Here is a 25,119-nt window from a genome sequence, read left to right on the forward strand (position 1 = left end):
AGGTCAGGCCGGGTGGCCCCAGCGGGCCTGCTCCAGCAGGTCCACCGCGCGTTCCCGAGACTCCGGGCCGTCGTCGGCGCGCAGCAGCGCCGTCGCCTCGTCCACCGCGTCGGTGAGCACCCGCCACTGGGCGTCCCGCTCCCGCACCAGGTCCGACTGGGCGGCGAGCTGGCGGGTCTTCACCCACAGCTCCACGAAGACCGACACCTTCGCCCGCAGCACCCAGGGATCGAACGGCTTGGTCAGGTAGTCCACCGCGCCGACCGCGTAGCCACGCAGGGCGAGCTGGGCGTCGCGGTCCGCCGCGGTGAGAAAAATGATCGGTACGTGCCGGGTCCGCTCCCGCCGCTTGATGTGGGTGGCCGTCTCGAAGCCGTCCATGTCCGGCATCTGCGCGTCCAGCAGGATCACCGCGAAGTCGTCGACCAGGAGCTGCTTCAGCGCCGCCTCGCCGCTCTCCACGGCGACCGACTGCACCGGAAGCCCCTGGAGGATCGCCTCCAGGGCCATCAGGTTCTCCCGCCGGTCGTCCACCAGCAGGGCCTTGGCGGTAGGGGTCATGACAGCTCCTTGCCTCGGCTGCGGCCGATCCAGGACGACATCATCTCGATCAGCTGGTCCAGGTCCACCGGCTTGGTGATGTAGTCGCTGCCGCCGGCCGTGATCGCCGACTCCCGGTCACCCGGCATCGCCTTCGCGGTGAGGAAGACGATCGGCAGGTCGGTGAAGCGGTGGTTGCGGCGGATCTGCCGGGTCGTCTCGTATCCGTCCTGGTCCGGCATCATCGCGTCCATGAGCACGATGTCCACCTCCGGATGCTCGGCCAGCTGGCGGACGCCGTCCGCCCCGTTGTCCGAGTACAACACGGTCATCCCATGAAGTTCCAACGCTGAGGTCAGCGCGAAGACGTTCCGAACGTCATCGTCGATGATCAGAACGGTCACGCCCTCCAGCCGCCGGGTCGCCGGAGTCTCCGGCGGCGGGGGCAGCTCCATCGGCATCAGCAACGACGACGGCAGCCCCGCGCGGCTCGGCGACGGTGGCGCCGGGGCCACCACCGCGTCCGGAGCCAGCACGTCCGGCAGGAAGAGGGTGAAGGTCGACCCCTGCCCGGGCGCCGACGACACGGTGATCGTGCCGCCGAGCAGGCGGGCCAGGTCCCGGCTGATCGACAGGCCCAGCCCGGTCCCGCCGTACCGCCGGCTGGTGGTGCCGTCGGCCTGCTGGAACGCCTCGAAGATCAGCGAGAGCTTGTCGTCCGAGATGCCGATGCCGGTGTCGATCACCGTGAACGCGATGACCCGTCGGGCGTTGGTCAGCGCCGGCACGTCGAAGACGGCGTTCTCGGCGGCGGGTGCGATCCGCAGCGTCACCGCGCCGTTGTCGGTGAACTTCACCGCGTTGGAGAGCATGTTGCGCAGGATCTGCTGCAACCGCTGGGCGTCGGTGACCAGCGCCGGCGCCAGGTCCTTGCTGACCCGTACCTGGAAGTCGAGGCCCTTCTCCTCGGCCTGCGGCGCGAACGCCTGCTCGACGTAGCCGCGCAGCTCGGTGAAGCGCACCTCGGTCGGCTCGACGTCCATCCGGCCCGCCTCGATCTTGGCCAGATCGAGGATGTCGTCGATCAGGGAGAGCAGGTCCGATCCGGCGCTGTGGATGGTGCGGGCGAACTCGATCTGCTTCGCCGTGAGGTTCTGCTCCGGGTTCTCGGCGAGCAGCCGGGCCAGCAGCAGCAACGAGTTCAGCGGCGTACGCAGCTCGTGGCTCATGTTCGCCAGGAACTCCGACTTGTACGCCGACGCCCGGGTGAGCTGCTGCGCCTTCTCCTCCAGGCCGAGCCGGGCCAGCTCGATCTCCCGGTTCTGGGTCTCGATGTTGGTCTTCTGCTCGGAGAGCAGCTTGGCCTTGTCCTCCAGCTCGGCGTTGGTGCGCTGGAGTTCGGCCGACTGCTCCTGCAACTCGTGCGCCAGCCGCTGCGACTGGGCCAGCAGCTCCTCGGTACGCCGGTTGGCCTGGATGGTGTTGACCGCGATGCCGATCGTGCCGACCAGCCGCTCCAGGAACGACAGGTGCAGCTCGGAGAAGGTGATCACGCCGGCGAACTCGATCACACCGAGCAACTCGCCCTCGAACAGCACGGGCAGCACCACCAGGTCGGCCGGGGGCGTCTCGGCGAGCCCGGAGCGCAGCACCAGGCGCCCGTCGGGCTGGGTGTTGACCCGGATGGTCCGCCGGGACAGGGCGGCCTGCCCGACCAGCCCCTCGCCCGGCCCGAAGGTGACGTCGTGCCCTCGCGCCACATAGCCGTACGAGGCGGTGAGCCGCAGCCGCATGCTGCCCTCGGAGCTGTCCACCAGGAAGAACGCGCCGAGCTGCGCGTCGACCAGCGGGGTCACCTCCAGCATGATCATGCGGCAGACCTCGCCAAGGTCGCGCTGGCCCTGGAGCAGGCCGCCGATCCGGGCCAGGTTGGAGTCCAACCAGCCCTGCTCGGCGTTCTTCTTGGTCGTCTCCCGCAGGGTGACGATCATCTGGTTGATGTTGTCCTTCAGCTCGGCGACCTCGCCCTGCGCCTTCACGGCGATCCGCTGGGTCAGGTCGCCCCGGGTCACCGAGGTGGAGACCTGGGAGATCGCCCGGAGCTGGGTGGTGAGCGTCGAGGCGAGCTGGTTGACGTTCTCGGTGAGGTCGCGCCAGGTGCCGGAAACCCCCTTCACCTGGGCCTGCCCGCCGAGCTTGCCCTCGATGCCGACCTCGCGGGCCACCCGGGTCACCTCGTCCGCGAACGACGACAGCTGATCCACCATCGTGTTGACCGTGGACTTCAGCTCCAGGATCTCGCCCTGCGCGTCGACGGTGATCTTCTGGCTCAGGTCGCCCTTGGCGACCGCCGTGGTCACCGAGGCGATGTTGCGCACCTGCGAGGTGAGGTTCGACGCCATCGAGTTCACGTTGTCGGTGAGGTCGCGCCAGGTGCCGGAAACTCCCTTCACCTGGGCCTGCCCGCCGAGCTTGCCCTCGGTGCCCACCTCGCGGGCCACCCGGGTCACCTCGTCCGCGAACGACGACAGCTGATCCACCATCGTGTTCACCGTGGACTTCAGCTCCAGGATCTCGCCCTGCGCATCCACGGTGATCTTCTGCGACAGGTCGCCCTTCGCCACCGCCGTGGAGACCTGGGCGATGTTGCGCACCTGAGCGGTCAGGTTCGACGCCATCGAGTTCACGTTGTCGGTCAGGTCCCGCCAGGTGCCGGCGACGCCGCGTACCTGGGCCTGGCCGCCCAGCTTGCCCTCGGTGCCCACCTCACGGGCCACCCGGGTCACCTCGTCCGCGAACGACGACAGCTGATCCACCATCGTGTTCACCGTGGACTTCAGCTCCAGGATCTCGCCCCGGGCGTCCACCGTGATCTTCTGCGACAGGTCACCCTTCGCCACCGCCGTGGTCACCGAGGCGATGTTGCGGACCTGCGAGGTGAGGTTCGACGCCATCGAGTTCACGTTGTCGGTCAGGTCCCGCCAGGTGCCCGAAACGCCCTTCACCTGGGCCTGGCCGCCCAGCTTGCCCTCGGTGCCCACCTCACGGGCCACCCGGGTCACCTCGTCCGCGAACGACGACAGCTGATCCACCATCGTGTTCACCGTGGACTTCAGCTCCAGGATCTCGCCCCGGGCATCCACCGTGATCTTCTGTGACAGGTCACCCTTCGCCACCGCTGTGGAGACCTGCGAGATGTTGCGGACCTGGCTGGTCAGGTTGCCGGCGAGCTGGTTCACGTTCTCGGTGAGGTCGCGCCAGGTGCCGGAGACACCGCGTACCTGGGCCTGGCCACCCAGCTTGCCCTCGATGCCGACCTCGCGGGCCACCCGGGTCACCTCGTCCGCGAACGACGACAGCTGATCCACCATCGTGTTCACGGTGTCCTTCAGCTCCAGGATCTCGCCCTGCGCGGCCACCGTGATCTTTTGGGAGAGGTCGCCCCGGGCAACCGCAGTGGAGACCTGGGCGATGTTGCGCACCTGGGCGGTCAGGTTCGACGCCATCGAGTTGACGCTGTCGGTCAGGTCCTTCCAGGTGCCGGCGACATTCGGCACCTCCGCCTGGCCCCCCAGCTTGCCCTCGGTGCCCACCTCACGGGCCACCCGGGTCACCTGCTCGGCGAAGAGCCGGAGGGTGTCGGTCAGCGAGTTGAAGGTGTGGGCCAGCTCGGCCACCTCGCCCATGGCCGACACGGTGATCTTCTGCGACAGGTCGCCCTTGGCCACCGCCGCGGCCACCTGCGAGATCGACCGGACCTGATACGTCAGGTTCGACGCCATGGTGTTCACCGAGTCGGTGAGGTCCTTCCAGGTGCCGGCGACCCCGCGTACGTCGGCCTGGCCGCCCAGCTTGCCCTCGGTGCCCACCTCGCGGGCCACCCGGGTCACCTCGTTCGAGAAGGACGACAGCTGGTCGACCATGGTGTTGACGGTGCGCCCGATGTGCAGATATTCACCGCGCAACGGGCGGCCGTCTATTTCCAACGCCATGTGCTGGGACAGGTCACCGTCGGCCACCGCGACGATGACCCGGGCGATCTCGGTGGTCGGTCGGCCCAGGTCGTCGATGAGCGAGTTGATCGCCCGCTGGCCCTCCGCCCACGAGCCGTCCAGCCCCTCGTCGTCGAGGCGTTCGGTGAGCCGGCCGTCCCGGCCGACGATCCGGCTGATCCGGCGCAGGTCCAGGTGCTGCCGCTCCTGGAGCGACACCACGTCGTTGAAGGCGTCGGCCACCTCACCGGCAAGGCCGGCCCGCCGGGGCAGCCGGACCCTGAGGTCGCCGCGGCGCACCTGCCGCAGCGCCTCCACCAGGTCACCGAGGAGCGCCTCGTGCTCGGGCGCGGACAGGTCCGCGGCTACCGACTTTTTCGCCGTGGTCATCATTCCTCGCTCAGCTCGGGGCCAACCGGCTCGTGCCGACATCCCACCATTTTGCCTGCCTAACGTCGAGGCGACGACCTACGAGTACGCCGGCTTCGCCCTGGTTCATCCGTATCTGACCGGCGGTACGGCAAGGCTTGTCGTTTGGCACCCAGGGCGGCAGCGGTGGAGGATACGAAGGTGTCAGCAAAGTCGGGGCCGGCGACGAACGGCGGCGGCGCGGACGAGCACGTCCGCCGGGTCCGGCTCCCCGCCGACCGGCGCACCCCCGCTGCGGCCCGGGCGCTGGTCCGGTCCGTCCTCGGCGAGGCGAACCTGGACGAACTGCTCGACGAGGCGTTGCTGCTCACCACGGAACTCACCACCAACGCGGTGGAACACGCGCGTACCGAGCTGGACATCGAGGTCGAGGCGGACACCGCGGGGCTGACCGTCACGGTCACCGACTTCGCGGCCGGCCCGGTCGAGGAGCTGATGGTCGGCGTACGCAACGTCAGCCCGGACATCACCGAGGTGGCCGAGCGCGGGCGCGGGCTGCTGCTGGTCGACCACTTCGCCAGCCGGTGGGGCACCACCTACCTGCCCACCGGGAAGGGCATCTGGTTCCGGCTGGACCGGCACGACAGCGAGCCTCGGCCGGTCACGGCCGAGCCCCCCGCGGCGGTCATCACCTCGGGCCCGGTCGAGGACACCCCGAGCGTCGCCGCGATGAGCGAGCTGATGCAGGCCAACCCCGACCCGTACGCGGACGATCCGCTGCCGGAGTTCGCTACCGGGCTGCTGACCCGGCTCGCCGAGATGGTGGGCGCCGCCGGCGGCGTGATCCGGCTGGACCGGGGCGACGGGCAGGGCAGCCAGGTGCTCGCCCGGTACGGCCGGCAGCCCCGGGAGAGCAACGAGCTGCTCCTGGTCCCGCTCGCCGTGCACCGACCGTACGCCGGCGAGCTCGAGCTGGACGCGGCACCTTCGGCGTACGCCCGGCCGCTGGCGGTGCTGGCCGCCGAACGGCTCTCGCTGCACCTGGAGAACGACCGGCTGCGCCGGGCGGACGTCCGCCGGTCGACCTGGCTGACCTTCCTCGCCGAGGCGAGCGAGCTGCTCGCCCAGTCCCTGGACGTCGAGCTGACCATGGCGCTCATCCCGCAACTGGTGGTGCCCCGGCTCGGCCAGTGGTGCGTGGTGCACACCACCGACGAGTGGGGCCGGCTGCGGCTCGCCGCGTCCAGCCACGCCGACGAGTCGGTGCTGCCGCAACTGCACCGGGTGCTCCAGGAGACCGGGCCGGACTCGATCCAGGCCCGGCTGCGGGAGGCGTCCCGGAGCGCGGCACAGGTGCCGCTCAGCGGACCGATGGAGGGGTTCGCCGTACCGCTGATCGCCCGCGGGCAGCGGCTCGGCACCCTGGCCGTCGGCCGCCACCAGGGGCACCGACACGATCCGGACGAGGTCTCGGTGCTGGAGGACGTGGCCCGGAGGGCCGCCCTCGCCATCGAGAACGCCCGCATTCACGCCGAGCGGCGGCGAGTCGCCCAGACGCTCCAGCAGTCCCTGCTGCCCCCGGTGCTCCCGGTGGTCGAGGGCATCGGCTTCGCCGCCGAGTACGTGCCGACCGGCGGCGACGCCGAGGTCGGCGGCGACTTCTACGACGTGGTGCCGCTGCCGGACGGCGGCTGGCTGGTGGTGATCGGCGACGTCTCGGGCAAGGGGGTGCAGGCGGCGGCGGTGACCGGCCTGGTCCGGGACGTGATCCGGGTGCTGGCCGGGGACGGCAAGCCGCTGCCGGAGGTGCTGGTCCGGCTCAACGAGACACTGGTCGAACGGGGCAGCGGCCGATATTGCACGCTCGCGTTGGCGGCGGTCAGGCCGGGCGACGGGGACCAGCTCGACGTGTCCCTGCACCTGGCCGGGCACGACCGCCCGGTGCTGCTGAGCGGCGGCGGTGGGGCTGCCTTCGTCGGCACGGGCGGTACGGCACTCGGGCTGCTCGACGCGATCACCACGCCGGCGGCCGAGATCTCGCTCGACCCGGGCGACGCGCTGATCTTCTATACCGACGGCGTCACCGAACGTCGGCGGGGCCGGGACCTCTTCGGCACCGAACGGCTACGCGCGTCGACAGCGCCGTTGGCCGGCTATTCCGCGGACGTGGTGGCCGCCCGGCTGCGCGCCACGGCGATCGGCTTCTCGACGGAGGCGCCCCGCGACGACATCGCCATCCTGGTTCTCCGCAACGACGCGCTCTGACACTCGCCGGCTACAGGCCGCCGGGGAGGCGGCCGGGGGCCAGCCGGTGGTGGGGATCGAGGTGTGCCTTCGCCATGCGGAGGCGGGGCAGGGCGGGCAGCTCGCCCCAGAGGTCGACGACCCGCCGGATCGGGGTGGGGGCGGCCACCACCACGCAGCGGCCCTGCCGGGCGAGGAGCACCCCGCGGACGGCGGCGAGGATCGAGGCCACCCGGTCGGGAGGCAGGGCGGCGGGCAGCACCGCGTGCACCGTCCCGACCCCGGCCGAGCCGCGCACCGGCACCGGGGTGCCCGCGGCGTCGCGCAGCGCGTAGACCGCCGCGTGCAGGTCGTTGATCGGCACCTCGATCCGCAGCGCGGTGTCGCCGGGGCCGAACGGGTAGCGCCCCCACCAGTCGGGTGGCGCATGGCTGGCGACCGCGTCGCCGCCGAGCAGGGCCTTGAGCCGCTCGGCCCGCTCGGCGACGTCCGCGCGGCCGCCTTCCAGGAGCACCACCAGGCTGCCCGCCGCGGCCGGCCGAGTGGCCCACCCGATCACCGCCGGATGGTCGGGCCGCCCGAACACGGACGGATGCGACGGGTTCACCCGCCGGCGCGGCAACGGCACCGGCAGGTCCAGCTCGACGGCCGCCGGATCGAGCCGGGCGGCGAGCACCGCCCGGACCAGGTCGTGCACCTCCAACGGGGTCCAGACCGGGCGGGACACCCAGACCCGGCTGGCCGGCACGGCCTGCACCCGCAGGGTCGCCGAGACCAGCACCCCCAGGCCGCCCTGCGAGCCGCAGAGCAGCCGGGCCACATCAAGCCCCGGCAGGTCGCCAGCGCCGAAGAGCGCCGCAGCGCCGCCAGCCTGCCCAGCATCACCACCCGGCCCGGCACCGCCGCCTGGACCGGCATCGGCCGCCAGGCCGGCGGGCACCGCCCGGCCGCCGCCCGCCTGGTCGCGAGCCGTCGGCGCTGCCCGGCCCAACGACGCCGTGCCGGCCGCGCCGATGCTGATCAGCTCGCCGCTGGCGTCCAGGTAGCGAACGCCGACGAGTTGGGCGCACGGACTGCCGTGCCGGTGCCGGAGCGGGCCGGCCTCGTCGGCGGCGAGCACCCCGCCCAGGGTCGCCCCGGGGGAAGGCGCGTCGACCGGCAGGCGCCGGCCGGCGCGGTCCAGGCTCGCCTGGACCGCACGCAGCGGGGTGCCGGCGCCGACCTCGGCCACCGGGGAGCCCTGCGGCTCGTGCCAGACCCCGGCGAGCCGGCCGGTGTCGAGCAGGATGTCGACCTGCGCCGGGGCGGCACCCCAGTCGATCTTCGTGCCGGCCCCTCGGGGCACGACGGTGAGGTCGTGCGCCGCAGCCAGCCGCAGCACCTCGGCGGCGGCGTGCGGGCCGCCCGGCACCGCCACCCAGCGGGCCGTCCGGCCGGCCACCTCGTCGGCCGGGCCGGCGAACCGGGCGAACGACGGGCCGCAGATCTCCGCCAGTCGACGGGTGATCTCGAGGGCTCCGGATCGGTTCGTGGAACTCGCTGCAGCCGCCATGTCCGTCATCGTACACATGTTCGAAAGCGTGAGGTGGCGGTTTGCCGACCCCGCCTCCACTGAGGCGGGCGGAGGCGGGGTCGAACCAGGCGGCCGAAGTCCGGTCAGCCGGCGGCGCGGGCCCGCCACATCGGACTGTCGTGGTAGTGGTTGTCGAACTCCTCGGAACTGGCCGCGATCTCCGCCGGATCGGCCTCGCCCCGGTAGACCCGCTCCAGCAGGCGGTAGTAGTCGAACCGGGCCAGACCCGGCGTGAAGGTCACCAGGATGTCGGCTTCCTCTCCAGGGGCCGGCGCGAAGGCGTGCGGCAGGCGAGGCGGCACGACCAGCAGGTCACCCCGACGCAGGGTGAGGATCCGCTCCCCCGCGAGCACCTGGAGGACCCCGTCGAGGACGAAGAAGCTCTCCGTGGCGCGGGTGTGATGGTGCGGCGGCGCCCCGGGCGAACCCGCCCGCAGGTGGGACCGGTTGACGGTGAACGCGCCGCCGGTCTGGTCCGCGTCGGCGAGCAGGGTGATGAGGCTGGTGGGGCCATCCTGGAGGACCGCCGCCTCGGCAGCGGTGACGACAACGGGCGGCTTGGGGATGGTATTGCTCATTTGTTCCTCCTGATCGAGTCGTCCCGGCGGGCCGCCGGGAGCAATATCTGGATGTTTTTTATCCAGGATTTTGGCCGCAAAAAGCCCCTCCGCCGAGGGGCGTGCTGCCAAGTCAGCCGCGAAGGGCGGCGAACCGTTCGCGGGTGTTCTTCGGGGTGTCCGGGTAGCGCGCCTCCACCTCGGCCCGGACGTCGGCCAGGCTGCGGCCGGCGAGCTCCCGCCGCCAGGCGAGTTCGGCGTGACGCATGGAGCCGGCGATCACGCAGGCCTGCCGGTAGTCGACGTCCGCCCGACCACCGGGCCCCGCCCGCAGGATCTGGTCGCAGGGAAACGCCTCGCCCGGCCCTTCAATAGCAGTCACGACGTCGAGCAGGCTGATCGCCTCCGGTCGGCGGGCCAACCGGAAACCTCCACGAGGCCCCGGGGTGGACGACAGGATGCCAGCCCGCACCAGGGCCTGGAGGTGCTTGTTCAGGTAGGCGGGCGGCAACGCGTAGAACTTCGCCAGCGACGCGGTGGGCACGGCCTGCCCGGACTCGACGTAGGTGAGATTGAGGCAGGTGTGCATCGCCCACTCGACCCCTTGGCTCATCCGCATATCCTGGATATTAGTTGTCCAGTTTTAAACGTGCAAGCACCAGCGGCGTCTGCGTCCGGAATGCACGCCTGGAGGCCGGTAACGTGACGCCGTGACCACCGAGACCCCCGTGCCGGTCGCCAAGCGCCTCCCGGCCGAGCGGACCCACCACGGCGACACCGTCGTGGACGAGTACGCCTGGCTGGCGGCCAAGGACGACCCCGAGACGATCGCCCACCTGACCGCGGAGAACGCCTACACCGAGGCGCGCACCGCACACCTGGAGGGGCTGCGCGCCCAGCTGTTCGAGGAGACCCGCCGGCGCACCCAGGAGACCGACCTGTCGGTGCCCACCCGCAAGGACGGGCACTGGTACTACACCCGCACGGTCGAGGGCCAGCAGTACGGCGTGCACTGCCGCCGGCCCGTTCAAGCCGGCGAGACCGCACCCCCGATCAGCGCCGACGGCGCCCCGCTCGACGGCGAGGAGGTGCTGCTCGACGGCAACCTGCTCGCCGAGGGGCACGACTTCTTCGCCCTCGGCGCGTTCGACGTCAGCCCGGACGGGCGTTGGCTGACCTACTCGACGGACTTCGCCGGGGACGAGCGGTTCACCCTGCGGATCAAGGATCTGAGCACGGGCGAGGTGCTCGCCGACGAGATCCCCGACACCTTCTACGGCACCGCATGGTCCGCCGACGCCTCCACGCTCTTCTACGTCACCGTGGACGACGCCTGGCGGCCGTACCGGGTCTGGCGGCACACCGTCGGCACCCCGTCGAGTGAGGACGTGGTGGTCCACCAGGAGGACGACGAGCGGTTCTGGGTGGGCGTCGAGCTGACCCGCTCCGAGCGGTTCGTGGTCATCGACATCCACAGCAAGATCACCAGCGAGGTACGGGTCATCCCGGCCGCCAACCCCACCGGCGAGCCAGCGATCGTCGCGCCCCGCCGACAGGGCGTCGAGTACTCGGTGGAGCACCACGGGCACCGGTTCCTGATCCTGCACAACGACGGCGCGGAGGACTTCGCGCTGGCGTTCACCTCGGCGGACACGCCCGGCGACTGGACGCCGCTGATCGAGCACGCGCCGGGCACCCGGCTGGAGTCAGTCGACGCGTTCGAGAGCTACCTGGTCGTCTCGCTGCGCAGCAACGGGCTGACCGGGCTGCGGGTGCTGCCGGTCGGCGGCAGCGACCCGTACGACATCGACTTCCCCGAGCCGATCTACAACGTCGGGTTGGACGCCAACCCGGAGTACCGCACCAGCGAGGTGCGGCTGCGCTTCACGTCGCTGGTCACCCCGGACTCCGTCTACGACTACGACCTGGGCACCCGGCAAATGGTGCTGCGCAAGCAGAAGCCGGTCCGCCCCGGGCCGGACGGGCGGCCGTACGACCCGGCCGACTACGAGCAGCACCGGGACTGGGCGCTCGCCGACGACGGCACCCGGGTGCCGATCTCGCTGGTCTGCCGGAAGGACACCCCGCGCGACGGCTCCGCCCCCTGCGTCATCTACGGCTACGGCTCGTACGAGGCGAGCATGGACCCGTGGTTCTCCATCGCCCGGCTCAGCCTGCTCGATCGGGGCGTCATCTTCGCCGTCGCGCACATCCGGGGCGGCGGTGAGCTGGGCCGACGCTGGTACGACGAGGGCAAGCTGCTGGCCAAGAAGAACACCTTCACCGACTTCGTGGCCTGCGCGCGGCACCTGGTCAAGGCCGGCTGGACGGCCACCGACCGCCTGGTGGCCCGGGGTGCCTCGGCCGGCGGCCTGCTGATGGGCGCGGTCGCCAACCTCGCCCCGGACGCGTTCACCGGGATCGTCGCGCAGGTGCCCTTCGTGGACGCGCTCACCTCGATCCTCGACCCGTCGCTGCCGCTCACCGTCACCGAGTGGGAGGAGTGGGGCAACCCGCTCGACGACCCCGAGGTCTACGCGTACATGAAGTCGTACACCCCGTACGAGAACGTGGCCCCGGTCGACTACCCGGCCATCCTCGCGGTGACCAGCCTCAACGACACCCGGGTGCTCTACCACGAGCCGGCCAAGTGGGTCGCCCGCCTGCGGGCCGTCGCCCCGCAGGGCGACTACCTGCTCAAGACCGAGATGGGCGCCGGCCACGGCGGCCCGAGCGGCCGCTACGACGCGTGGCGCGAGGAGGCGTTCATCAACGCCTGGATCCTCGATCGCCTGAAGTGAAAAGAAGGGGCCCCTGTTAACGAGCAGGGGCCCCTTCTTAACGCTCGACGTCGGGGGTACCGAGCACCGCCGCCAGCACCGCCGGGTCGACGTTGCCGCCGGTGATCACCGCGATGACACGCCCCGACGGCAGCTCGTCCCGTCGGAACAGCCGTGCCGCGACCGCCACCGCACCGCTCGGCTCGACCACCAGCCGGGCCTCGCGGGCCAGCCGGCCCATCGTCAGGGCGATCTCCTCCTCGGTCACCGTGACGATGCCGTCGAGGCGCTCCCGCAGGTGGGCCAGGGTCAGCGCGGACAGGTGGGTACGCAGCCCGTCCGCGCTGGTCCGGTAGGTCCGCTCGACGTCCCAGACCACCACCTCACCGGCGGCGAGGGAATCCCGGGCGTCGGCGGCCAGCGCCGGCTCCACCCCGATCACGGCGGCCGACGGGCGCAGCGCCTTCACCGCCGTGGCGACCCCGGAGGAGAGCCCACCGCCACCCACCGGCACCAGCACCACGTCCACGTCGGACAGGTCCGCCACGATCTCCAGCCCGATGGTGCCCTGCCCGGCGATGATTCGCGGGTCGTCAAAGGGCGGCACCAGCGCGGCCCCCGTGCCGGCCGCGATCCGCTCCGCCTCGACCAGCCGGCGGGCGGGCGCGACCAGCCGTACCTCCGCCCCCAGCGCCCGGATCCGGTCCACCTTGACCTGCGGCGCCCCCTCCGGGACGACCACTGTGCACGGCACCGAGAACCTCCGGGCCGCGTACGCGAGGGCCTGGCCGTGGTTGCCGGACGAGTGCGTGACCACGCCCAGGGACCGGGCGGCCGGGTCGAGCCGGGCCACCGCGTGCGTCGCGCCGCGCAGCTTGAACGACCCGACCGGTTGCAGGCTCTCCGGCTTGACCCACAGCTCGTCGTCCCAGGGCGCTCGCAACAGCGGGGTACGCACCACCGTCCCCGCGATGTCGTCGGCGGCGACCCGGATGTCCTCGATCGAGATCAGCTCCATCGACCCATCCTGCCCCCACCCCGGCCACACCCGCCGCCCCGAGCCGTGTGGCACCTAGACTGCCCGGGTGAGCGAGGCCGAGGAGGAGCCGGCGGGGGCGGACGTACCCTCGGCGGAAGCAGAACCGGGGGCGGCCCGGCGCGGGCCGACCTGGGTGATCCTCGCGGTGGTCGCCGCCGCCCTGCTCGTCTGCTGCTGCTCGGCGGTGATCGGCCTGGCCGTCTCCTGGTCCGCCGGCCTCTTCGGTGGCCGCTGAGCCCGCCGACGCGTCACGTCAGGTCGTCCGCAGTTCCTCCACCGCCGTGCTGGACCTCAGGAAGAGCAGACCGACGCCGACGATCGCCAGCACCGCGACCAGGGCGCCGCCCGCGAGCCACGCCAACTGCTCCACCGGTACGTCCGGAGCCACGGTGATCTCCGGGATCCACTCCGTGCGGGCGTACTGGGCGCGCGTGGCTGGGTCGCTGCAGAGCGTGGCACCCGCGTCACAGACCTCCTGCAAGGAACCGCCGCTGCTCGGCGAACCGAGCGCGCCCCGCACGAGCAGTTGACCGACGGTCAGGGCGATGGCGATCGCAGGCACCGCCGGCACGAGCGACTGCCCGAGGATGGACCGGCCCAGCGTGCCGCGCGGCACCCCCGTCGCGACCAACGCCGCGTACGTCCGCCGCCGAGCGGTGATCCCCTCCACCAGGGCGACCAGCAACCCGCCCGCCGCGATGGCCAACGCCACCGCCACCGCCAGGTCGACCAGATCCATCGTGCCGAGATAGAAGTCGTCTGAAGCGACCATCTCGCCGCCCGTCCGGCCCTCAAGTTCCAGCATCGCGAGGAAGTAGGCGCGGTACCCGGCGGCCCCGGCCCCGAAGATGAGCGCGGCGAGCAGCGCGGCGAAGGTGCGGCTGCCCGCCCACGGGTCGGCCATCAGCCGACGCCCGGCCAGCAGCGCGGCGGGCCGTCGGGCGTACCGGTGCAGCAGCCGCCCAACGGTGTGGGAGATCCAGCCGGTGCCGGTGACCACACCGATCATGGCGGCCAGCCCGCCGCCGACCAGCAGCGTCGGCAGTAGCCAGGACGGCGGTTGGCTGAGCCGCCGGTCGTACCAGATCCCCACCGGCCGGAACGCGGCGAAAGCGGCCAGCCCCAGGATGATCAGCAGGCCGGGCCAGGGCCAGGGGGCCCGGGTCCGCACCTTCCGGACCACACCGGACGGAGTGGTTGTCACCCGGCGGAGCATCAGCGCGGTGGCCAGCGCGGCGACCAGCGGCAGCCCAAGCACCAGTGCGACCATCCCGACGGTCGACGGGTACACGTCGGTGGGCAGCGGCAGCCGGCCGCGCTCGTCCGGTCGATGCAACAGCTGGTGGCCGACCAGGTAGAGGGCCAGCCCGGCCAGCGTGCCGAACAGGGTCGCCACCCCGGTCTCCGCCGTGGCGACCCGGGTGACCTGCCCAGGCGTGGCCCCGGCCAGGCGGAACGCGGCCAGCCGACGGTCACGGGCCGGTGCGCCGAGTCGGGCGCACTGCCCGGCCAGCCCCAGCACCGGGATGGCCAGCAGCAACAGGGCGAACGCCGTGCCACCACGCAGCCCCGGCTCGACCAGGAGCTGGTTGGCGTACTGCTGCGACCAGCGGCCTCCGTTGTCGGGGGTGGCCGGCGGCGTCGGGATGGCCAGCACGGTCAGCGCCGCCAGGCCGGCGAGGGTGGCCAGGGCGGCGCTCAGCGCGGTCAGGGTCACCCGGGCAGTGTCGGTGCGAGTGCCGGCCAGGGCGAGCCGGAGCATCACGATCGGCTTCACCGGCGGCCCCCCGGCACCGACGAGTCCAGACCCAGGCCCGAGTGGTCCACCACCCCGTCGCGGAGCGCCACCTCGCGGTCGGCGTACCCGGCGATGCGTGGCTCGTGGGTGATCAGCACAACGGTGGTGCGCTGCTCGCGGGCGAGCCGGACCAACTCGGTGAGCACCTGCTCGCCGGTGAGCGTGTCCAGCGCGCCGGTCGGCTCGTCGGCGAAGAGCACCCGGGGCTCGGTGACCAGCGCCCGAGCGGTGGCGCAGCGCTGCTGCTGCCCGCCGGACATCTCGCCCGGCCGGACGTCGGCGACGTCGGCCACGCCCAGCCGCTCCAGCCAGGTCAACGCCGCCGTCCGCGCCTCTCGCCGCCCCGTGCCGGCGAGAAGGAGCGGAAGGGCGACGTTCTCCGCCGCGGTCAGCTCGGCGACGAGCTGACCGAACTGGAAGAGCACCCCGAAATCGGTGCGGCGCAGCCGGGACCGGGCCGCCTCCGACCAGGTGTCGATGCGCTCGCCCCGCCAGGTGACCTCGCCCGAGTCGGGGCGCAGGATGCCGGCGAGGCAGTGCAGCAGGGTGGACTTGCCGCAACCGCTCGGCCCGGTGATGGCGACGATCTCCCCCTCCGCCACATCGAGCGTCACGCCGCGCAGGGCGGGCGTCCTGCCGTACGCCTTGACCACACCGCGGGCCTCCAGCTGCGTCACGAGTGCACCTCCCGGTGCCAGTCGGCGACCCGCTCCAGGGTGGTGTGCAGCCACCGCAGGTCGGCGTCGAGATGGTTGATGGCGAAGTCGGCCGCGATCACGTCGTCGAGGCTGGCCGAGGGGGCGGTCTTCACCGCGGTCAGCTCGCGGAGCCGCTCGGTGTGCGCCCGGCGCTGGGCGATGAGGTAGGACCGGGCCCGGTCGGCGTCGGCGACCAGCAGCGCGACCACCACCTTGGCGAACAGGGTGCTCGCCACGTGGGGCATGGGTGGCTCGACGGTGGCGAGCCAGCGGTCGAGCGCCAACCACCCCTCCTCGGTGAGCGCATACGTGGTGCGGTCGGGACCGCCCTCGCGCTCCTGCCCGGCCGGGACCACCAGGCCGTCCCGCTGGAGCCGGGCGAGGGTCGCGTAGACCTGCCCGAAGGCGAGCGGGCGGGCCCGGGGCAGCCGCTCGTCGTGGGCGTGCTTCAGCTCGTAGCCGTGCCGAGCACCGCCGGCGAGCAGCCCGAGCAGTACGTGCTGTGTGGACACGGCGACCACTATTCATTCAGCGAATAGCAATGTCAAGAACGGCCCGCGCGGCGCGCCGAGCGTGGGCGCGACGACGGCGGAACCGTGGCGCACACCCGAATCAGCGGCGGCGGACGGTAACCACCGCGACGTCGTCCTGGATCTCCGGCGGCGCCAGCTCGACCAGCAGCCGCTGGCAGAACCGGTCGAGGTCGTCGTCCACCCGGGTGGCCAACGCGCCCAGCGCCGCCAACCCCTCGTCGATCGTGGCGTCCCGGCGCTCGATCAGCCCGTCGGTGTAGAGGACCAGCGTCGCCCCGGCCGGCAGCACGAACTCCAGGTCCGGCGGGCGGGACGCGCGGACCCCGAGCAGTGGGGCGGACTGCTGTACGAACCGCACCCGCCCCGCGCTGCTGATCAGGGCCGGCAGGTGCCCCGCGCTGGCCAGCCGGACCAGCCCGCTGCCCGGGTCGAGCAGCAGCACGCAGATCGTGGCCAACTCGCTCGGCAGCAGGGCGTGCATCAACTCGTTGAGCCGGTCCAGGATCGCCCCCGGCGGGTGCCCCTCGACCGCGTACGCCCGCATCGCGTGCCGCAGCTCGGCCATCACGGTGGCGGCGTGCAGCGAGTGCCCGGCCACGTCGCCGATCGCCACCAGCAGTTGGCCGTCGAGCATCACCAGTTCGTAGAAATCGCCACCCACCTCGGTCCGGGCACTCGCCGGCTCGTAGCGGACGGCCAGGTCGAGGCCGGCGATCTCGGGCAGCCGACGGGGCAGCAGGCTGCGCTGGAGGGTCACCGCGATCCGGTGCTCCTCGTCGAAGGAACGCTGGGCCTCCACCGCCGACGCGATGGCCTGGGCGAGCTGCACCAGCACCGGCGTACGGACGGTCTGGGTGGCGGTGGGCACCACCACGTAGAGCGGGGCCCGGTCCTCGCGCAGTCGGGCGGCGGCCACGGTGACGCTTTCCCCGGCCGGCCAACCGACCAGGCCCCAGTTGCCCGGCTCGTCCACCCGCACGGTGGTGCCGATCGGCAGTCCCGCGTCGTCCACCGTCCACGGCACCACCGTCGGCGACGCGTCCGGCCCGGCGGCCGCCCCCGCCAGGCAGTCGCCGTCGAAGGTCTCCGCCACCACCATCGCCGGGCTCTTGAAGATCCGCGCGGCACCGGCCGCCGCCGCCTCGATCAGGCGGACGAAGTTCGGCGCGGCGTGCATCTGCACGGTGGTGTCGGCCAGTGCGGCCAGCCGCTCGGCGAGCAGTTCGGCCCGCCGGACCCGCACCACGTCCTCGTCGCTGCGGATGGTGACCCCCCTGAACCTCGGCCGGGCGGACTCTATCACCGGGTCCTTGTCGCCGAGCAAGGAAATGATCGACAACACCGCTGCCGGCTCCCGTTCCGCGTACCACCCGCTTTGTGGGTTACCGTTCCATCGAACACAGGAGGTCGACGAATGTCCCTGACGGTGCACACGGAACAGCGTGGCGACGTGGTCGTCGTGTCGGTCGCGGGCGAGCTGGACATGGCCACGGCACCGCAGCTTCAGGACCAGATCACGGACCTGGTGGACAAGGGTCGCAGCCGCCTCGTCTTCGACCTGGCGGCCCTGTCGTTCTGCGACTCGACCGGGCTGTCGGTGTTCGTCCGCGCCAAGAACAGCTGCGACGAGGCCGGCGGTGTGGTGCGACTGGCCGCCCCGCAGCGCGGCGTGCTTCGCATCCTGGAGGTCAGCGGCCTCGTCGAGGTGCTGAACACCTACCCGACGGTCGACCAGGCGGTAGCGGGCGCCCCCACGCCGACCTCCTCCTGACGCTCGGCACGCAACTGCTCGTCCTCGATGTAGCGGGGACGGGCGATGACCAGGCCTGCCGCCGTCTGCATCGCGAGGGCCGCCAGCAGGAAGCCGATCGGCGCGGTCCAGCCCCCGGTCGTCTCGTACAGGATGCCGACCAGCAGCGGACCGAGCGCGGCGATGAGGTACCCGGTGCTCTGCGCGAAGGCCGACAGCGCGACGGTGCCCTCGGCGGTCCGAGCCCGCAGCCCGATGGTGGTCAGGATCAGCGGGAACGCGCCCTGACCGAGGGCCATCAGCAGCACCCAGAGCGGCGCGAGGCCGTGCGGCGCGACGGCCAGCCCGACGTACGCGGCCGCGGAGAAGGCGGTCAGCGAGAGCACCAGCGGGCGCAGCGTCGGCAGCCGGCCGGCCAGGGTCGGCATCGCCAGCGCCACCGGCACGCCGAGCGCGGTCACCCCGGCGAGCAGCAGGCCGGCGGTCTCGGCGCGGTAGCCGGCGTCCCGGAAGAGCTGGGCCAGCCAGCCCATGATCGCGTACCCGCTGAGCGACTGCGCCCCGAAGTAGACGGCCATGGCCCAGCCGAGCCGGGTCTGCGCCGGCCGCACCCGCGCCGGGGCTGCGGCGACCGCCGCGGGGCTCGCCGTCCGCCGCGCCGATCGGGCCCGCAGTGCCAGCGGCACCCAGGGAAGTACGGCCACGGCGGCCAGCCCGGCCCAGATGCCGAGCCCGGCCCGCCAGGAGCCGAAGGCGTGCGCCACCGGCACCGCCGAGGCGGCGGCCACCGTCGTACCGATGGTCAGCGACATCGTGTACGCCCCGGTCACCAGCCCGGTGCGGTGCGGAAAGTGCTGCTTGACCAGCATCGGCAGCAGGATGTTCGCGATCGCGATGCCGGCCAGGGCGAGCGCACTGGTGAGCACGAAGACGGCCGCCGAGTCGGTGATCACCCGGAGCACCTGGCCGATGGCGAGGGCGAGCATGGCCAGCACCAGCACCCGGGCGGCCGGCCAGCGGCGGACCAGCCACGGGGTGAGCGCGCCGAGCCCGGCGAAGGCGATGGTGGGCAGGGTGGTGACGAAGCCGGCCATGGTGCCGGAGAGGCCCAGCCCGGTGCGGATCTCGTCGAGCAGGGCGCCCAGGCTGGTCACCGCCGCGCGCAGGTTGAGCGCGACCAACAGCATGCCGACCAGCACCAGCGCGCCACCGCTGGCTGGTTGACGGCGGGCGCGTCCGGTGCGGGTGGCTGGCAAAGTCATGACCTCCAACCTACAATCATGGGATGAATTCCGGGAGGAGTTGTAACCGATGACACCCACCCTCGATTCGGTCGCCGTGCCCCCGCGCGGCCAGCGGGTACGGCAGACCATCGAGCAGCTCCGGGCCCGGATTCTCGGCGGCGAGTGGCCGGTGGGCGGGCGCATCCCCACCGAGCCGCAGCTCGTCGCCGAGCTCGGCGTCGGGCGCAACACGGTCCGGGAGGCGGTCCGCGCACTCGTGCACGGCGGAGTGCTCGAGTGCCGTCAGGGCTCCGGGACGTACGTCGTGTCGACCGACGAGCTGGCCCCGGTGGTGGCCCGTCGGCTCACCGACGACCGGATGGCCGAGGTGGTCGAGGTCCGCCGCGCCTTCGAGGTGGAGGCGGCCCGGCTCGCCGCGCTGCGGCGTACCCCCGCCGACCTGACGGCGCTCGACGAGGCGCTCGCCGCCCGGGAGGCCGCGTGGCGTTCCGGCCGGGTCGACGAGTTCGTCGAGGCCGATGCCGCGCTGCACAGCACGGTGGTGGCCGCCGCGCACAACACCATGCTGGCCGAGCTGTACGCGTCGGTCGGCGCCGCGCTGCGCAGCACCGTCGCCCAGGCGATGTGCGGCGCGCTGGAGCCCGAGCGGTACGTCGACCACGCCCGACTGGTCGACGCGATCCGGGACGGCGACCCGGCGCGGGCGGCGATCGAGGCCGGTGCTTTCCTTGAGGCCCCCAGCGGGGCATAGCTCGCGCCCCGGACGGAATTCGGACAGCACGGGAGCACGGATGCTCAAGGGCTTCAAAGACTTCATCATGCGCGGCAACGTCGTCGATCTGGCGGTCGGTGTCGTCATCGGCGCCGCGTTCACCGGCCTGGTCACAACCTTCACGAGCTCGTTCCTGAAGCCGCTGATCAAGTTCATGGGCGGCGGGGCGGATCAGTTCGCGGGCTCCTGGGAGATCGGCGAAGGCAACTTCGTCACCTGGGCCGACTTCCTCAACGCACTGGTCACCTTCCTGCTCACCGCCGCGGTGCTCTACTTCCTCGTGGTGTACCCGATGAACAAGCTCGCCGAGCGGCGCAAGCGCGGCCAGGAGCCGCCGCCGCAGGCCCCGAGCGAGGAGGTCAAGCTGCTCACCGAGATCCGGGACGCACTGCTCGCCGGCAACCACGGCACGCCGACCCAGCGGGGCGCGCTGGACGACGTGCTGGACCGCCGGCCGGAGCCGCCCGCCCCGCGCTGACGCACCACCCGCATCCGGCCCCCGTGGGATTCCCGCAGGGGGCGGCATCTCTCGAACACTTGTTCGATAGAGTCCCGGTCATGGAGCAGCGCAGGCACTGGTGGAACGGGAAATGGGGGCGGCTGGCCCGGCGGGACGTCTTCCTCCGGGTGGACGGCGACCGCTGGCACGTCGAGCAGCGCGCCGGCGGCGCCGAGGGGATCTCCCGGTTCTACGAGTACGGCAGCGTGGACGAGGCGGAGGAGACGGTCCGGGCGCTGCTGGAGGGGCCGGACACCTGGCGCGAACTCTCCCCCCGCCCGCCGAGCGGCTGGGCCCCGCCCGTTTAGCGCCGCGCCGCCCCGGGAACCGCTGCCTGCATGAGCCAGCAGGTCATTTACCGGATCACCACCGGCATGCGGGTGGTCGACTCGACCGGCGCCGAGGTCGGCACCGTGGATCTCGTCCAGCGCGGCGACCCGAACGCGGTGACCGTGCAGGCGCCCGCCCCGGTGGACCCGGGGAGCAGCCTGAACGAGTTGATCGAGTCGGCGGCGGTCGAGGAGCCGGACGTTCCCGCCGACCTGGCCGCCCGGCTGCTGCGCACCGGCTACCTGAAGGTCTCCACCGAACTGGCCCGAACCGGCGCGGTCTACGTACTGGCCGACCAGATCACGGCCGTCACCGACGACGGGGTACGCCTCGACGTCCCGGCCGCGCACCTGCCCGAGGAGGAGTGAGCCGGTAAGCCCGTCCGGACGACACATTGCGAAAGAAGGATATGCCTCTGAGTCATATTTATGCCCCTGAGGCATATCGCTCTCAAAGACTTAGTCGTCGTCAGGGGATGACTAAAGCCCGCGGCGGGAACCGGCAAGCTCACGTTCGGCCTCGGCCGCCGAGGGCGGGGCGGCCGTGGGGCGGCGGCGGAAGAGCAGGAGCATCAGCCAGCCGGCCACCAGCCCCCAGAACGCGCCGCCCACGCCGAGCAGGCTGACTCCGGAGGCGGTCACCACGAAGGTGACCACCGCCGCCTCGCGGGCGTCCGGCTCGGCGACGGCCGCCGAGACCGCGCCGGCCAGCGCGCCGAGCAGCGCCAGCCCGGCCACCGCCTCGACCAGGACCGGCGGCGAGAGCAGCACCAGGGCGGTCGCCACGCCGGCGCCCAGGCCGAGCAGCGCCATGCCGATCCCGGCGGTGACCGAGGCGATCCAGCGCCGCTCCGGATCGGGGTGGGCGTCGGGGCCGGCGGCCAGGGCGGCGGTGATCGCGGCCAGGTTCACCGCGTGCCCGCCGGCGGGGGCACCGAGCGCGGTGGCGAGCCCGGTCACCCGGAGCGCGGAGCCCAGCGGGGCCCGGTAGCCGTAGCCGGCGAGGACGGCCGTCCCGGGCACGTTCTGCGCGGCCATGGTGACCAGGAACAGCGGCAGGGCGAGCCCGACCACCGCGGGCACCGTCCAGGTCGGCGCGGTGAGCGCGACGGTCGGGGCGAGGTGTGCCCGGACCGGCCCGGACGTGGTCAGCGCGATCGCCACCGCCGCCACGGCCAGCGCGCCCGGCACCGCCCAGCGGCGGGCGAACCGGTGCAGCAGCAGCCAGGCGAGCACCACCGGCCCGGCCAGCCGGGGCACCTCGACCAGGGCCCGGACGGGCGCGGTGCAGAGCGGCAGCAGCACCCCGGCGAGCATGGCGCTGGCGACGGGGGCGGGGATCGCGGCGACCGCCCGGCCGAGCGCCGGGATCAGCCCGGCGGCGGCGATCAGCAGGCCGGTCAGCAGGAACGCGCCGACCGCGGCCGGCCAGCCGCCGGGCACCGGCCCGGTGGCGACCAGCAGCGCCGCGCCGGGCGTGGACCAGGCGATCGCCAGCGGCAGCCGGTGTCGCAGCCCGAGCCAGACCGCGCAGCAGCCGGTGGCGACGCAGAGCGCGAGCAGCCCGGAGGCAGCCTGTGCCTGGTCGGCACCCACGGCACGCAGCCCGGCGAGCACGACCGTGAACGAACTGGCGAAGCCGACGAGGGCCGTCACGACCCCGGCCAGCACGGGTTGCAGCCGACCGGCCATGCCATCCTCCTGGGGGGGTTGCCTTCCGCGCCGTCGTTCCGACGGCCACATCGTTCCGTTTATGGAACGGCACGGTGTAGCAGGATAGCCGGATGGCAGCGGCCTCACGAAACCGGGACCGGGACCGGGACCGATCCCCCGACACGGGCACCGAGGCGGTCGGACAGCGGGTCCGCGCCCTCCGCGAGGAGCGGGGGATGTCCCTCTCCACGCTGGCCCGGCTGGCCGGCGTCGGAAAGGCCACCCTCTCCGGGCTGGAGAACGGCAACCGCAACCCGACCCTGGAAACTCTGTACGCGGTCACCGCGCAGCTCGGCGTACCGCTCACCGCCGTACTCTCCGGCCCCGCGGCGACACCCACGGTCAGCGGCGCGGCGGTCAGCGCCACCCTGCTGGAGGTCTTCACCGACACCGACGCGACCTACGAGTTGTACCGGCTGCGGGTCGCCCCCGGGCCAGGCCAGCTCTCCCCCGCGCACCAACCCGGGGTGACCGAGCACATCACCGTCTTCGCCGGCGTGCTGCGCGCCGGGCCGGTGGACGCCCCGCTGACCGCCGCGGCCGGCGGCCACCTGCGCTGGACCTCCGACGTACCGCACAGCTACGCCGCGCTCGGCGACGAGGAGGTACGCGCCAGCCTGCTGCTGCGCTACCCGCGCCGCTGACCATCGTGGACGCATACCCGGTGGGTAGAGACGCGGGGCGGGTCTTCTTGGCAAGCTTTACCCCATGACGCTCATCCTCCGCTCGGCCATCCGCAACGACGTCGGCCTCGTCCGGACCAACAACGAGGACTGCGCCCTCGCCGGCGACCGCCTGGTGGCGGTGGCCGACGGCATGGGCGGGCTGCCCGCCGGCGAGGTGGCGAGCGAGATCGTCATCCGGATCCTGGACGAGCTGACCCCGCCGACCGTCCCCGACGAGGCCGCCGACGCGCTGCGCGCCGTGGTGAGCACCGCCAACCAGCGCATCCGCGCCGCCATCACGGTGGACCCGGCTCGCGACGGCATGGGTACGACGCTGACCGCCGGCCTGCTCGCCGGCGACGCCCTGGTCCTCGCCCAGGTCGGCGACTCCCGCTGCTACCTGCTGCGCGCCGGGGCGCTGACGCAGCTCACCCGGGACGACACCTTCGTGCAGGCACTGGTCGACCAGGGCGCGCTCTCCCCCGACCAGGCCCGGCATCACCCGCAGCGCTCGCTGGTCACCCGCGCCGTGCAGGGTTCGGACACGCCGCCGGCCATCGGAATGCTCACCGTCTTCCCCGGCGACCGGCTGCTGCTGTGCAGTGACGGCCTCTCCGACTACGTGGCGGACGCGGCGATCGCTTCGGTGCTCGGCACGTACTCCGATCGGCAGCTCTGCGGCGAGCAGTTGGTCAAGCTCGCCCACCAGGCCGGCGCGCCGGACAACGTCACCGTCGTGGTCTCCGACGTCACCGCGGCCTGATCCGGCAATCCGGTTGCGCCGGTCACCGAACGCGGCTGGGATGGTCAGATGATCATCCGTCGGTTGACCTCCGAGGAACGGCTGACCCACAGCTTCCCGCTCCAGGCCTACGCGTTCGAGGCATCGCCGATGGCCGCGTCCCGGGTCGACGAGTTCCGCGCGTACCTGCCGTACCACGCGGGCAACCGGACGCTGGTCGTCGAGGAGGACGACGTCACCGCGGCCGCCGCCACGGCGATCCCGATGCGGCAGAACCTGCGCGGTCGCGTCCTCCCGATGGCCGGCGTCGCCGGGGTGGCGACCCACCCGCTGGCCCGCCGACGCGGGCACGTCCGGGCCCTGCTGCACCAGCTCCTCGACGAGATGCGGGAGGAGGGGCACACGCTGACCGCGCTGTATCCCTTCCGCGCCTCGTTCTACGAGCGCTTCGGCTACGTCGGGCTGCCCGCCCGGCGTGCCGCGGTCTTCTCCCCGGCCGACCTGGCCCCGCTGCTCCGTGCCGAGCTGCCCGGCGAGGTGGTCTGGGAGCGGGTCGGCGCCGGCTACCAGACGTGGCGCGTGTACACCGAGCGTTGCCTGCACGAGCGGCACGGGTTCGCGGTCTTCCCCGACTTCCGGGCGGTCGGCCTGCGCGACCGGGACGACCGCTGGCTGCTCACCGCCGTACGCGACGGTGAGACGGTCGGCGCGGTCACCTACCGGATCGACGACCACGGCGGCGAGCTGATCGCCGACGACCTGCTCGCCGACGACCCGTACGCCCGGGCTTCGCTGCTCCAGTTCTTCGCCCGCCACGTCGACCAGGTGGAGCGGATCCGCCTGCACCTGCCCGCCGACGAGCTGCCCGAGCTGTGGCTCACCGACCTCGCGGTGCAGGTCGAGGCGCGGGTGTCCCGGCCCGGGTCGCCCGCCCCGATGGCCCGGCTGCTCAGCCTGGACGCGCTCGCCGGCCTACCGGCCGGAGCCGGCCGGGTCGCCGTGGAGCTGGTCGGTGACCGGTGGCTGGCCGGCACCCACCTGCTCGACGGGGCTACCGGCCGGCTCGAGGTGCTGCCAGGGGACGCCGTCGTCAGCACCGTCCCCACCGCGACGCTCACCGCCGCTGGGCTCTCCGCCCTGGCGTACGGGGTGCTGGACCCGGCCGAGGTCGCCATCCGAGGGCTCGGCGAGGTGCCGGCGGACGCCGCCACCGAGCTGCGCCGCCTCTTCCCCCGGGCCCTCCCCTACCTCTTCGCCGACTTCTGAGCCCGCCCGGCTTCCC

General features: G+C 72.7%; 23 protein-coding genes. 11 read left to right on the forward strand and 12 right to left on the reverse strand.

What is annotated here, in order from left to right; translation table 11 throughout:
• Positions 1–3: 3 nt before the first annotated feature.
• Positions 4–561: a response regulator gene (locus AB0C02_RS02210; RefSeq protein WP_357540196.1), complete on the reverse strand. Its 558-nt coding sequence runs from the start codon at positions 559–561 to the stop codon at positions 4–6.
• Entirely contained in the window at positions 558–4,922 is a 4,365-nt protein-coding gene (locus AB0C02_RS02215; RefSeq protein WP_357540198.1) for a HAMP domain-containing protein, read from the reverse strand. The genes AB0C02_RS02210 and AB0C02_RS02215 overlap by 4 nt, the downstream gene beginning before the upstream one ends.
• A 180-nt stretch (positions 4,923–5,102) precedes the next feature.
• On the opposite strand from AB0C02_RS02215, the gene AB0C02_RS02220 reads away from it, so the two are divergent.
• Positions 5,103–7,166, forward strand: coding sequence for a SpoIIE family protein phosphatase (locus AB0C02_RS02220; RefSeq protein ID WP_357540200.1), 2,064 nt, complete (start codon positions 5,103–5,105; stop codon positions 7,164–7,166).
• 10 nt (positions 7,167–7,176) lie between these two features.
• On the opposite strand, the gene AB0C02_RS02225 is transcribed toward AB0C02_RS02220, so the two are convergent.
• The 3 genes from AB0C02_RS02225 to AB0C02_RS02235 form a co-directional block, all read right to left on the reverse strand.
• On the reverse strand, positions 7,177–8,697 hold the full coding sequence (locus AB0C02_RS02225; protein ID WP_357540202.1) for an FAD-binding oxidoreductase: 1,521 nt from the start codon (positions 8,695–8,697) through the stop codon (positions 7,177–7,179).
• Positions 8,698–8,801: 104 nt separating this feature from the next.
• The gene (locus AB0C02_RS02230; RefSeq protein ID WP_357540204.1) at positions 8,802–9,296 is read right to left on the reverse strand and encodes a cupin domain-containing protein; all 495 of its coding nucleotides are present in this window, start codon (positions 9,294–9,296) and stop codon (positions 8,802–8,804) included.
• A 112-nt stretch (positions 9,297–9,408) separates the two neighbouring features.
• A complete protein-coding gene (locus AB0C02_RS02235; protein ID WP_357540206.1) occupies positions 9,409–9,888 on the reverse strand; it encodes an Rrf2 family transcriptional regulator in 480 nt (159 codons plus the stop codon).
• A gap of 97 nt (positions 9,889–9,985) precedes the next feature.
• On the opposite strand from AB0C02_RS02235, the gene AB0C02_RS02240 reads away from it, so the two are divergent.
• Positions 9,986–12,076, forward strand: coding sequence for a S9 family peptidase (locus AB0C02_RS02240; protein ID WP_357540208.1), 2,091 nt, complete (start codon positions 9,986–9,988; stop codon positions 12,074–12,076).
• Positions 12,077–12,113: 37 nt separating this feature from the next.
• Here the strand turns inward: AB0C02_RS02240 and AB0C02_RS02245 are convergent, their stop codons facing one another.
• Positions 12,114–13,073, reverse strand: coding sequence for a threonine/serine dehydratase (locus tag AB0C02_RS02245; protein WP_357540210.1), 960 nt, complete (start codon positions 13,071–13,073; stop codon positions 12,114–12,116).
• 67 nt (positions 13,074–13,140) lie between these two features.
• On the opposite strand from AB0C02_RS02245, the gene AB0C02_RS02250 reads away from it, so the two are divergent.
• On the forward strand, positions 13,141–13,329 hold the full coding sequence (locus AB0C02_RS02250; RefSeq protein WP_357540212.1) for a hypothetical protein: 189 nt from the start codon (positions 13,141–13,143) through the stop codon (positions 13,327–13,329).
• A gap of 18 nt (positions 13,330–13,347) precedes the next feature.
• Here the strand turns inward: AB0C02_RS02250 and AB0C02_RS02255 are convergent, their stop codons facing one another.
• The 4 genes from AB0C02_RS02255 to AB0C02_RS02270 form a co-directional block, all read right to left on the reverse strand.
• Positions 13,348–14,871 (reverse strand): FtsX-like permease family protein, encoded by a 1,524-nt coding sequence (locus AB0C02_RS02255; RefSeq protein WP_357540214.1) that lies wholly within the window; start codon positions 14,869–14,871, stop codon positions 13,348–13,350.
• Positions 14,868–15,569, reverse strand: a complete 702-nt coding sequence (locus AB0C02_RS02260; RefSeq protein WP_357540216.1) for an ABC transporter ATP-binding protein — start codon at positions 15,567–15,569, stop codon at positions 14,868–14,870. The genes AB0C02_RS02255 and AB0C02_RS02260 overlap by 4 nt, the downstream gene beginning before the upstream one ends.
• The gene (locus tag AB0C02_RS02265; protein WP_357540218.1) at positions 15,566–16,102 is read right to left on the reverse strand and encodes a PadR family transcriptional regulator; all 537 of its coding nucleotides are present in this window, start codon (positions 16,100–16,102) and stop codon (positions 15,566–15,568) included. The genes AB0C02_RS02260 and AB0C02_RS02265 overlap by 4 nt, the downstream gene beginning before the upstream one ends.
• 100 nt (positions 16,103–16,202) lie before the next feature.
• Positions 16,203–17,462, reverse strand: a complete 1,260-nt coding sequence (locus tag AB0C02_RS02270; RefSeq protein ID WP_357540220.1) for a PP2C family protein-serine/threonine phosphatase — start codon at positions 17,460–17,462, stop codon at positions 16,203–16,205.
• A gap of 75 nt (positions 17,463–17,537) precedes the next feature.
• Here AB0C02_RS02270 and AB0C02_RS02275 point away from each other — a divergent pair, with 75 nt between their 5' ends.
• Complete coding sequence (locus AB0C02_RS02275; protein ID WP_357540222.1) at positions 17,538–17,894, forward strand: STAS domain-containing protein; 357 nt, start codon at positions 17,538–17,540, stop codon at positions 17,892–17,894.
• Here AB0C02_RS02275 and AB0C02_RS02280 read toward each other — a convergent pair.
• Positions 17,840–19,135, reverse strand: a complete 1,296-nt coding sequence (locus AB0C02_RS02280) for an MFS transporter (RefSeq protein WP_357540224.1) — start codon at positions 19,133–19,135, stop codon at positions 17,840–17,842. The genes AB0C02_RS02275 and AB0C02_RS02280 overlap by 55 nt on opposite strands.
• Positions 19,136–19,184: 49 nt before the next feature.
• Between AB0C02_RS02280 and AB0C02_RS02285 the strand changes: the two genes are divergently transcribed.
• From AB0C02_RS02285 to AB0C02_RS02300, 4 genes are all read left to right on the forward strand, one after another.
• Complete coding sequence (locus AB0C02_RS02285) at positions 19,185–19,868, forward strand: FadR/GntR family transcriptional regulator (RefSeq protein WP_357540226.1); 684 nt, start codon at positions 19,185–19,187, stop codon at positions 19,866–19,868.
• A gap of 40 nt (positions 19,869–19,908) precedes the next feature.
• The gene (mscL, locus tag AB0C02_RS02290; protein ID WP_357540228.1) at positions 19,909–20,367 is read left to right on the forward strand and encodes a large conductance mechanosensitive channel protein MscL; all 459 of its coding nucleotides are present in this window, start codon (positions 19,909–19,911) and stop codon (positions 20,365–20,367) included.
• A gap of 80 nt (positions 20,368–20,447) precedes the next feature.
• The gene (locus AB0C02_RS02295; RefSeq protein WP_357540230.1) at positions 20,448–20,696 is read left to right on the forward strand and encodes a hypothetical protein; all 249 of its coding nucleotides are present in this window, start codon (positions 20,448–20,450) and stop codon (positions 20,694–20,696) included.
• A 30-nt stretch (positions 20,697–20,726) separates the two neighbouring features.
• A complete protein-coding gene (locus AB0C02_RS02300; RefSeq protein ID WP_357540232.1) occupies positions 20,727–21,086 on the forward strand; it encodes a hypothetical protein in 360 nt (119 codons plus the stop codon).
• Between the two features lie 111 nt (positions 21,087–21,197).
• Here AB0C02_RS02300 and AB0C02_RS02305 read toward each other — a convergent pair whose 3' ends face one another.
• Positions 21,198–22,409: a benzoate/H(+) symporter BenE family transporter gene (locus tag AB0C02_RS02305; RefSeq protein ID WP_357540234.1), complete on the reverse strand. Its 1,212-nt coding sequence runs from the start codon at positions 22,407–22,409 to the stop codon at positions 21,198–21,200.
• Between the two features lie 92 nt (positions 22,410–22,501).
• Between AB0C02_RS02305 and AB0C02_RS02310 the strand changes: the two genes are divergently transcribed.
• The 3 genes from AB0C02_RS02310 (at position 22,502) to AB0C02_RS02320 (ending at position 25,103) form a co-directional block, all read left to right on the forward strand.
• Positions 22,502–23,074 carry an XRE family transcriptional regulator gene (locus AB0C02_RS02310; RefSeq protein ID WP_357540236.1) on the forward strand — a complete coding sequence of 191 codons (573 nt, stop codon included), beginning with the start codon at positions 22,502–22,504 and terminating at the stop codon, positions 23,072–23,074.
• A 64-nt stretch (positions 23,075–23,138) separates the two neighbouring features.
• Complete coding sequence (locus AB0C02_RS02315) at positions 23,139–23,858, forward strand: protein phosphatase 2C domain-containing protein (protein WP_357540238.1); 720 nt, start codon at positions 23,139–23,141, stop codon at positions 23,856–23,858.
• A 48-nt stretch (positions 23,859–23,906) separates the two neighbouring features.
• Entirely contained in the window at positions 23,907–25,103 is a 1,197-nt protein-coding gene (locus AB0C02_RS02320; protein WP_357540240.1) for a GNAT family N-acetyltransferase, read from the forward strand.
• The last annotated feature ends 16 nt before the right edge of the window (positions 25,104–25,119 follow it).

It is taken from the genome of Micromonospora sp. NPDC048999 (assembly GCF_040649295.1).
Lineage (GTDB): Bacteria > Actinomycetota > Actinomycetes > Mycobacteriales > Micromonosporaceae > Micromonospora.

Bases quoted from the DNA above. Each gene is read 5' to 3' on its own strand.
- AB0C02_RS02210 (WP_357540196.1), bottom strand. From the start codon at position 561: ATGACCCCTACCGCCAAGGCCCTGCTGGTGGACGACCGGCGGGAGAAC.
- AB0C02_RS02215 (WP_357540198.1), bottom strand. From the start codon at position 4,922: ATGACCACGGCGAAAAAGTCGGTAGCCGCGGACCTGTCCGCGCCCGAG.
- AB0C02_RS02225 (WP_357540202.1), bottom strand. From the start codon at position 8,697: ATGGCGGCTGCAGCGAGTTCCACGAACCGATCCGGAGCCCTCGAGATC.
- AB0C02_RS02230 (WP_357540204.1), bottom strand. From the start codon at position 9,296: ATGAGCAATACCATCCCCAAGCCGCCCGTTGTCGTCACCGCTGCCGAG.
- AB0C02_RS02235 (WP_357540206.1), bottom strand. From the start codon at position 9,888: ATGAGCCAAGGGGTCGAGTGGGCGATGCACACCTGCCTCAATCTCACC.
- AB0C02_RS02245 (WP_357540210.1), bottom strand. From the start codon at position 13,073: ATGGAGCTGATCTCGATCGAGGACATCCGGGTCGCCGCCGACGACATC.
- AB0C02_RS02275 (WP_357540222.1), top strand. From the start codon at position 17,538: ATGTCCCTGACGGTGCACACGGAACAGCGTGGCGACGTGGTCGTCGTG.
- AB0C02_RS02280 (WP_357540224.1), bottom strand. From the start codon at position 19,135: ATGACTTTGCCAGCCACCCGCACCGGACGCGCCCGCCGTCAACCAGCC.
- AB0C02_RS02285 (WP_357540226.1), top strand. From the start codon at position 19,185: ATGACACCCACCCTCGATTCGGTCGCCGTGCCCCCGCGCGGCCAGCGG.
- mscL (WP_357540228.1), top strand. From the start codon at position 19,909: ATGCTCAAGGGCTTCAAAGACTTCATCATGCGCGGCAACGTCGTCGAT.
- AB0C02_RS02295 (WP_357540230.1), top strand. From the start codon at position 20,448: ATGGAGCAGCGCAGGCACTGGTGGAACGGGAAATGGGGGCGGCTGGCC.
- AB0C02_RS02300 (WP_357540232.1), top strand. From the start codon at position 20,727: ATGAGCCAGCAGGTCATTTACCGGATCACCACCGGCATGCGGGTGGTC.
- AB0C02_RS02305 (WP_357540234.1), bottom strand. From the start codon at position 22,409: ATGGCCGGTCGGCTGCAACCCGTGCTGGCCGGGGTCGTGACGGCCCTC.
- AB0C02_RS02310 (WP_357540236.1), top strand. From the start codon at position 22,502: ATGGCAGCGGCCTCACGAAACCGGGACCGGGACCGGGACCGATCCCCC.
- AB0C02_RS02315 (WP_357540238.1), top strand. From the start codon at position 23,139: ATGACGCTCATCCTCCGCTCGGCCATCCGCAACGACGTCGGCCTCGTC.
- AB0C02_RS02320 (WP_357540240.1), top strand. From the start codon at position 23,907: ATGATCATCCGTCGGTTGACCTCCGAGGAACGGCTGACCCACAGCTTC.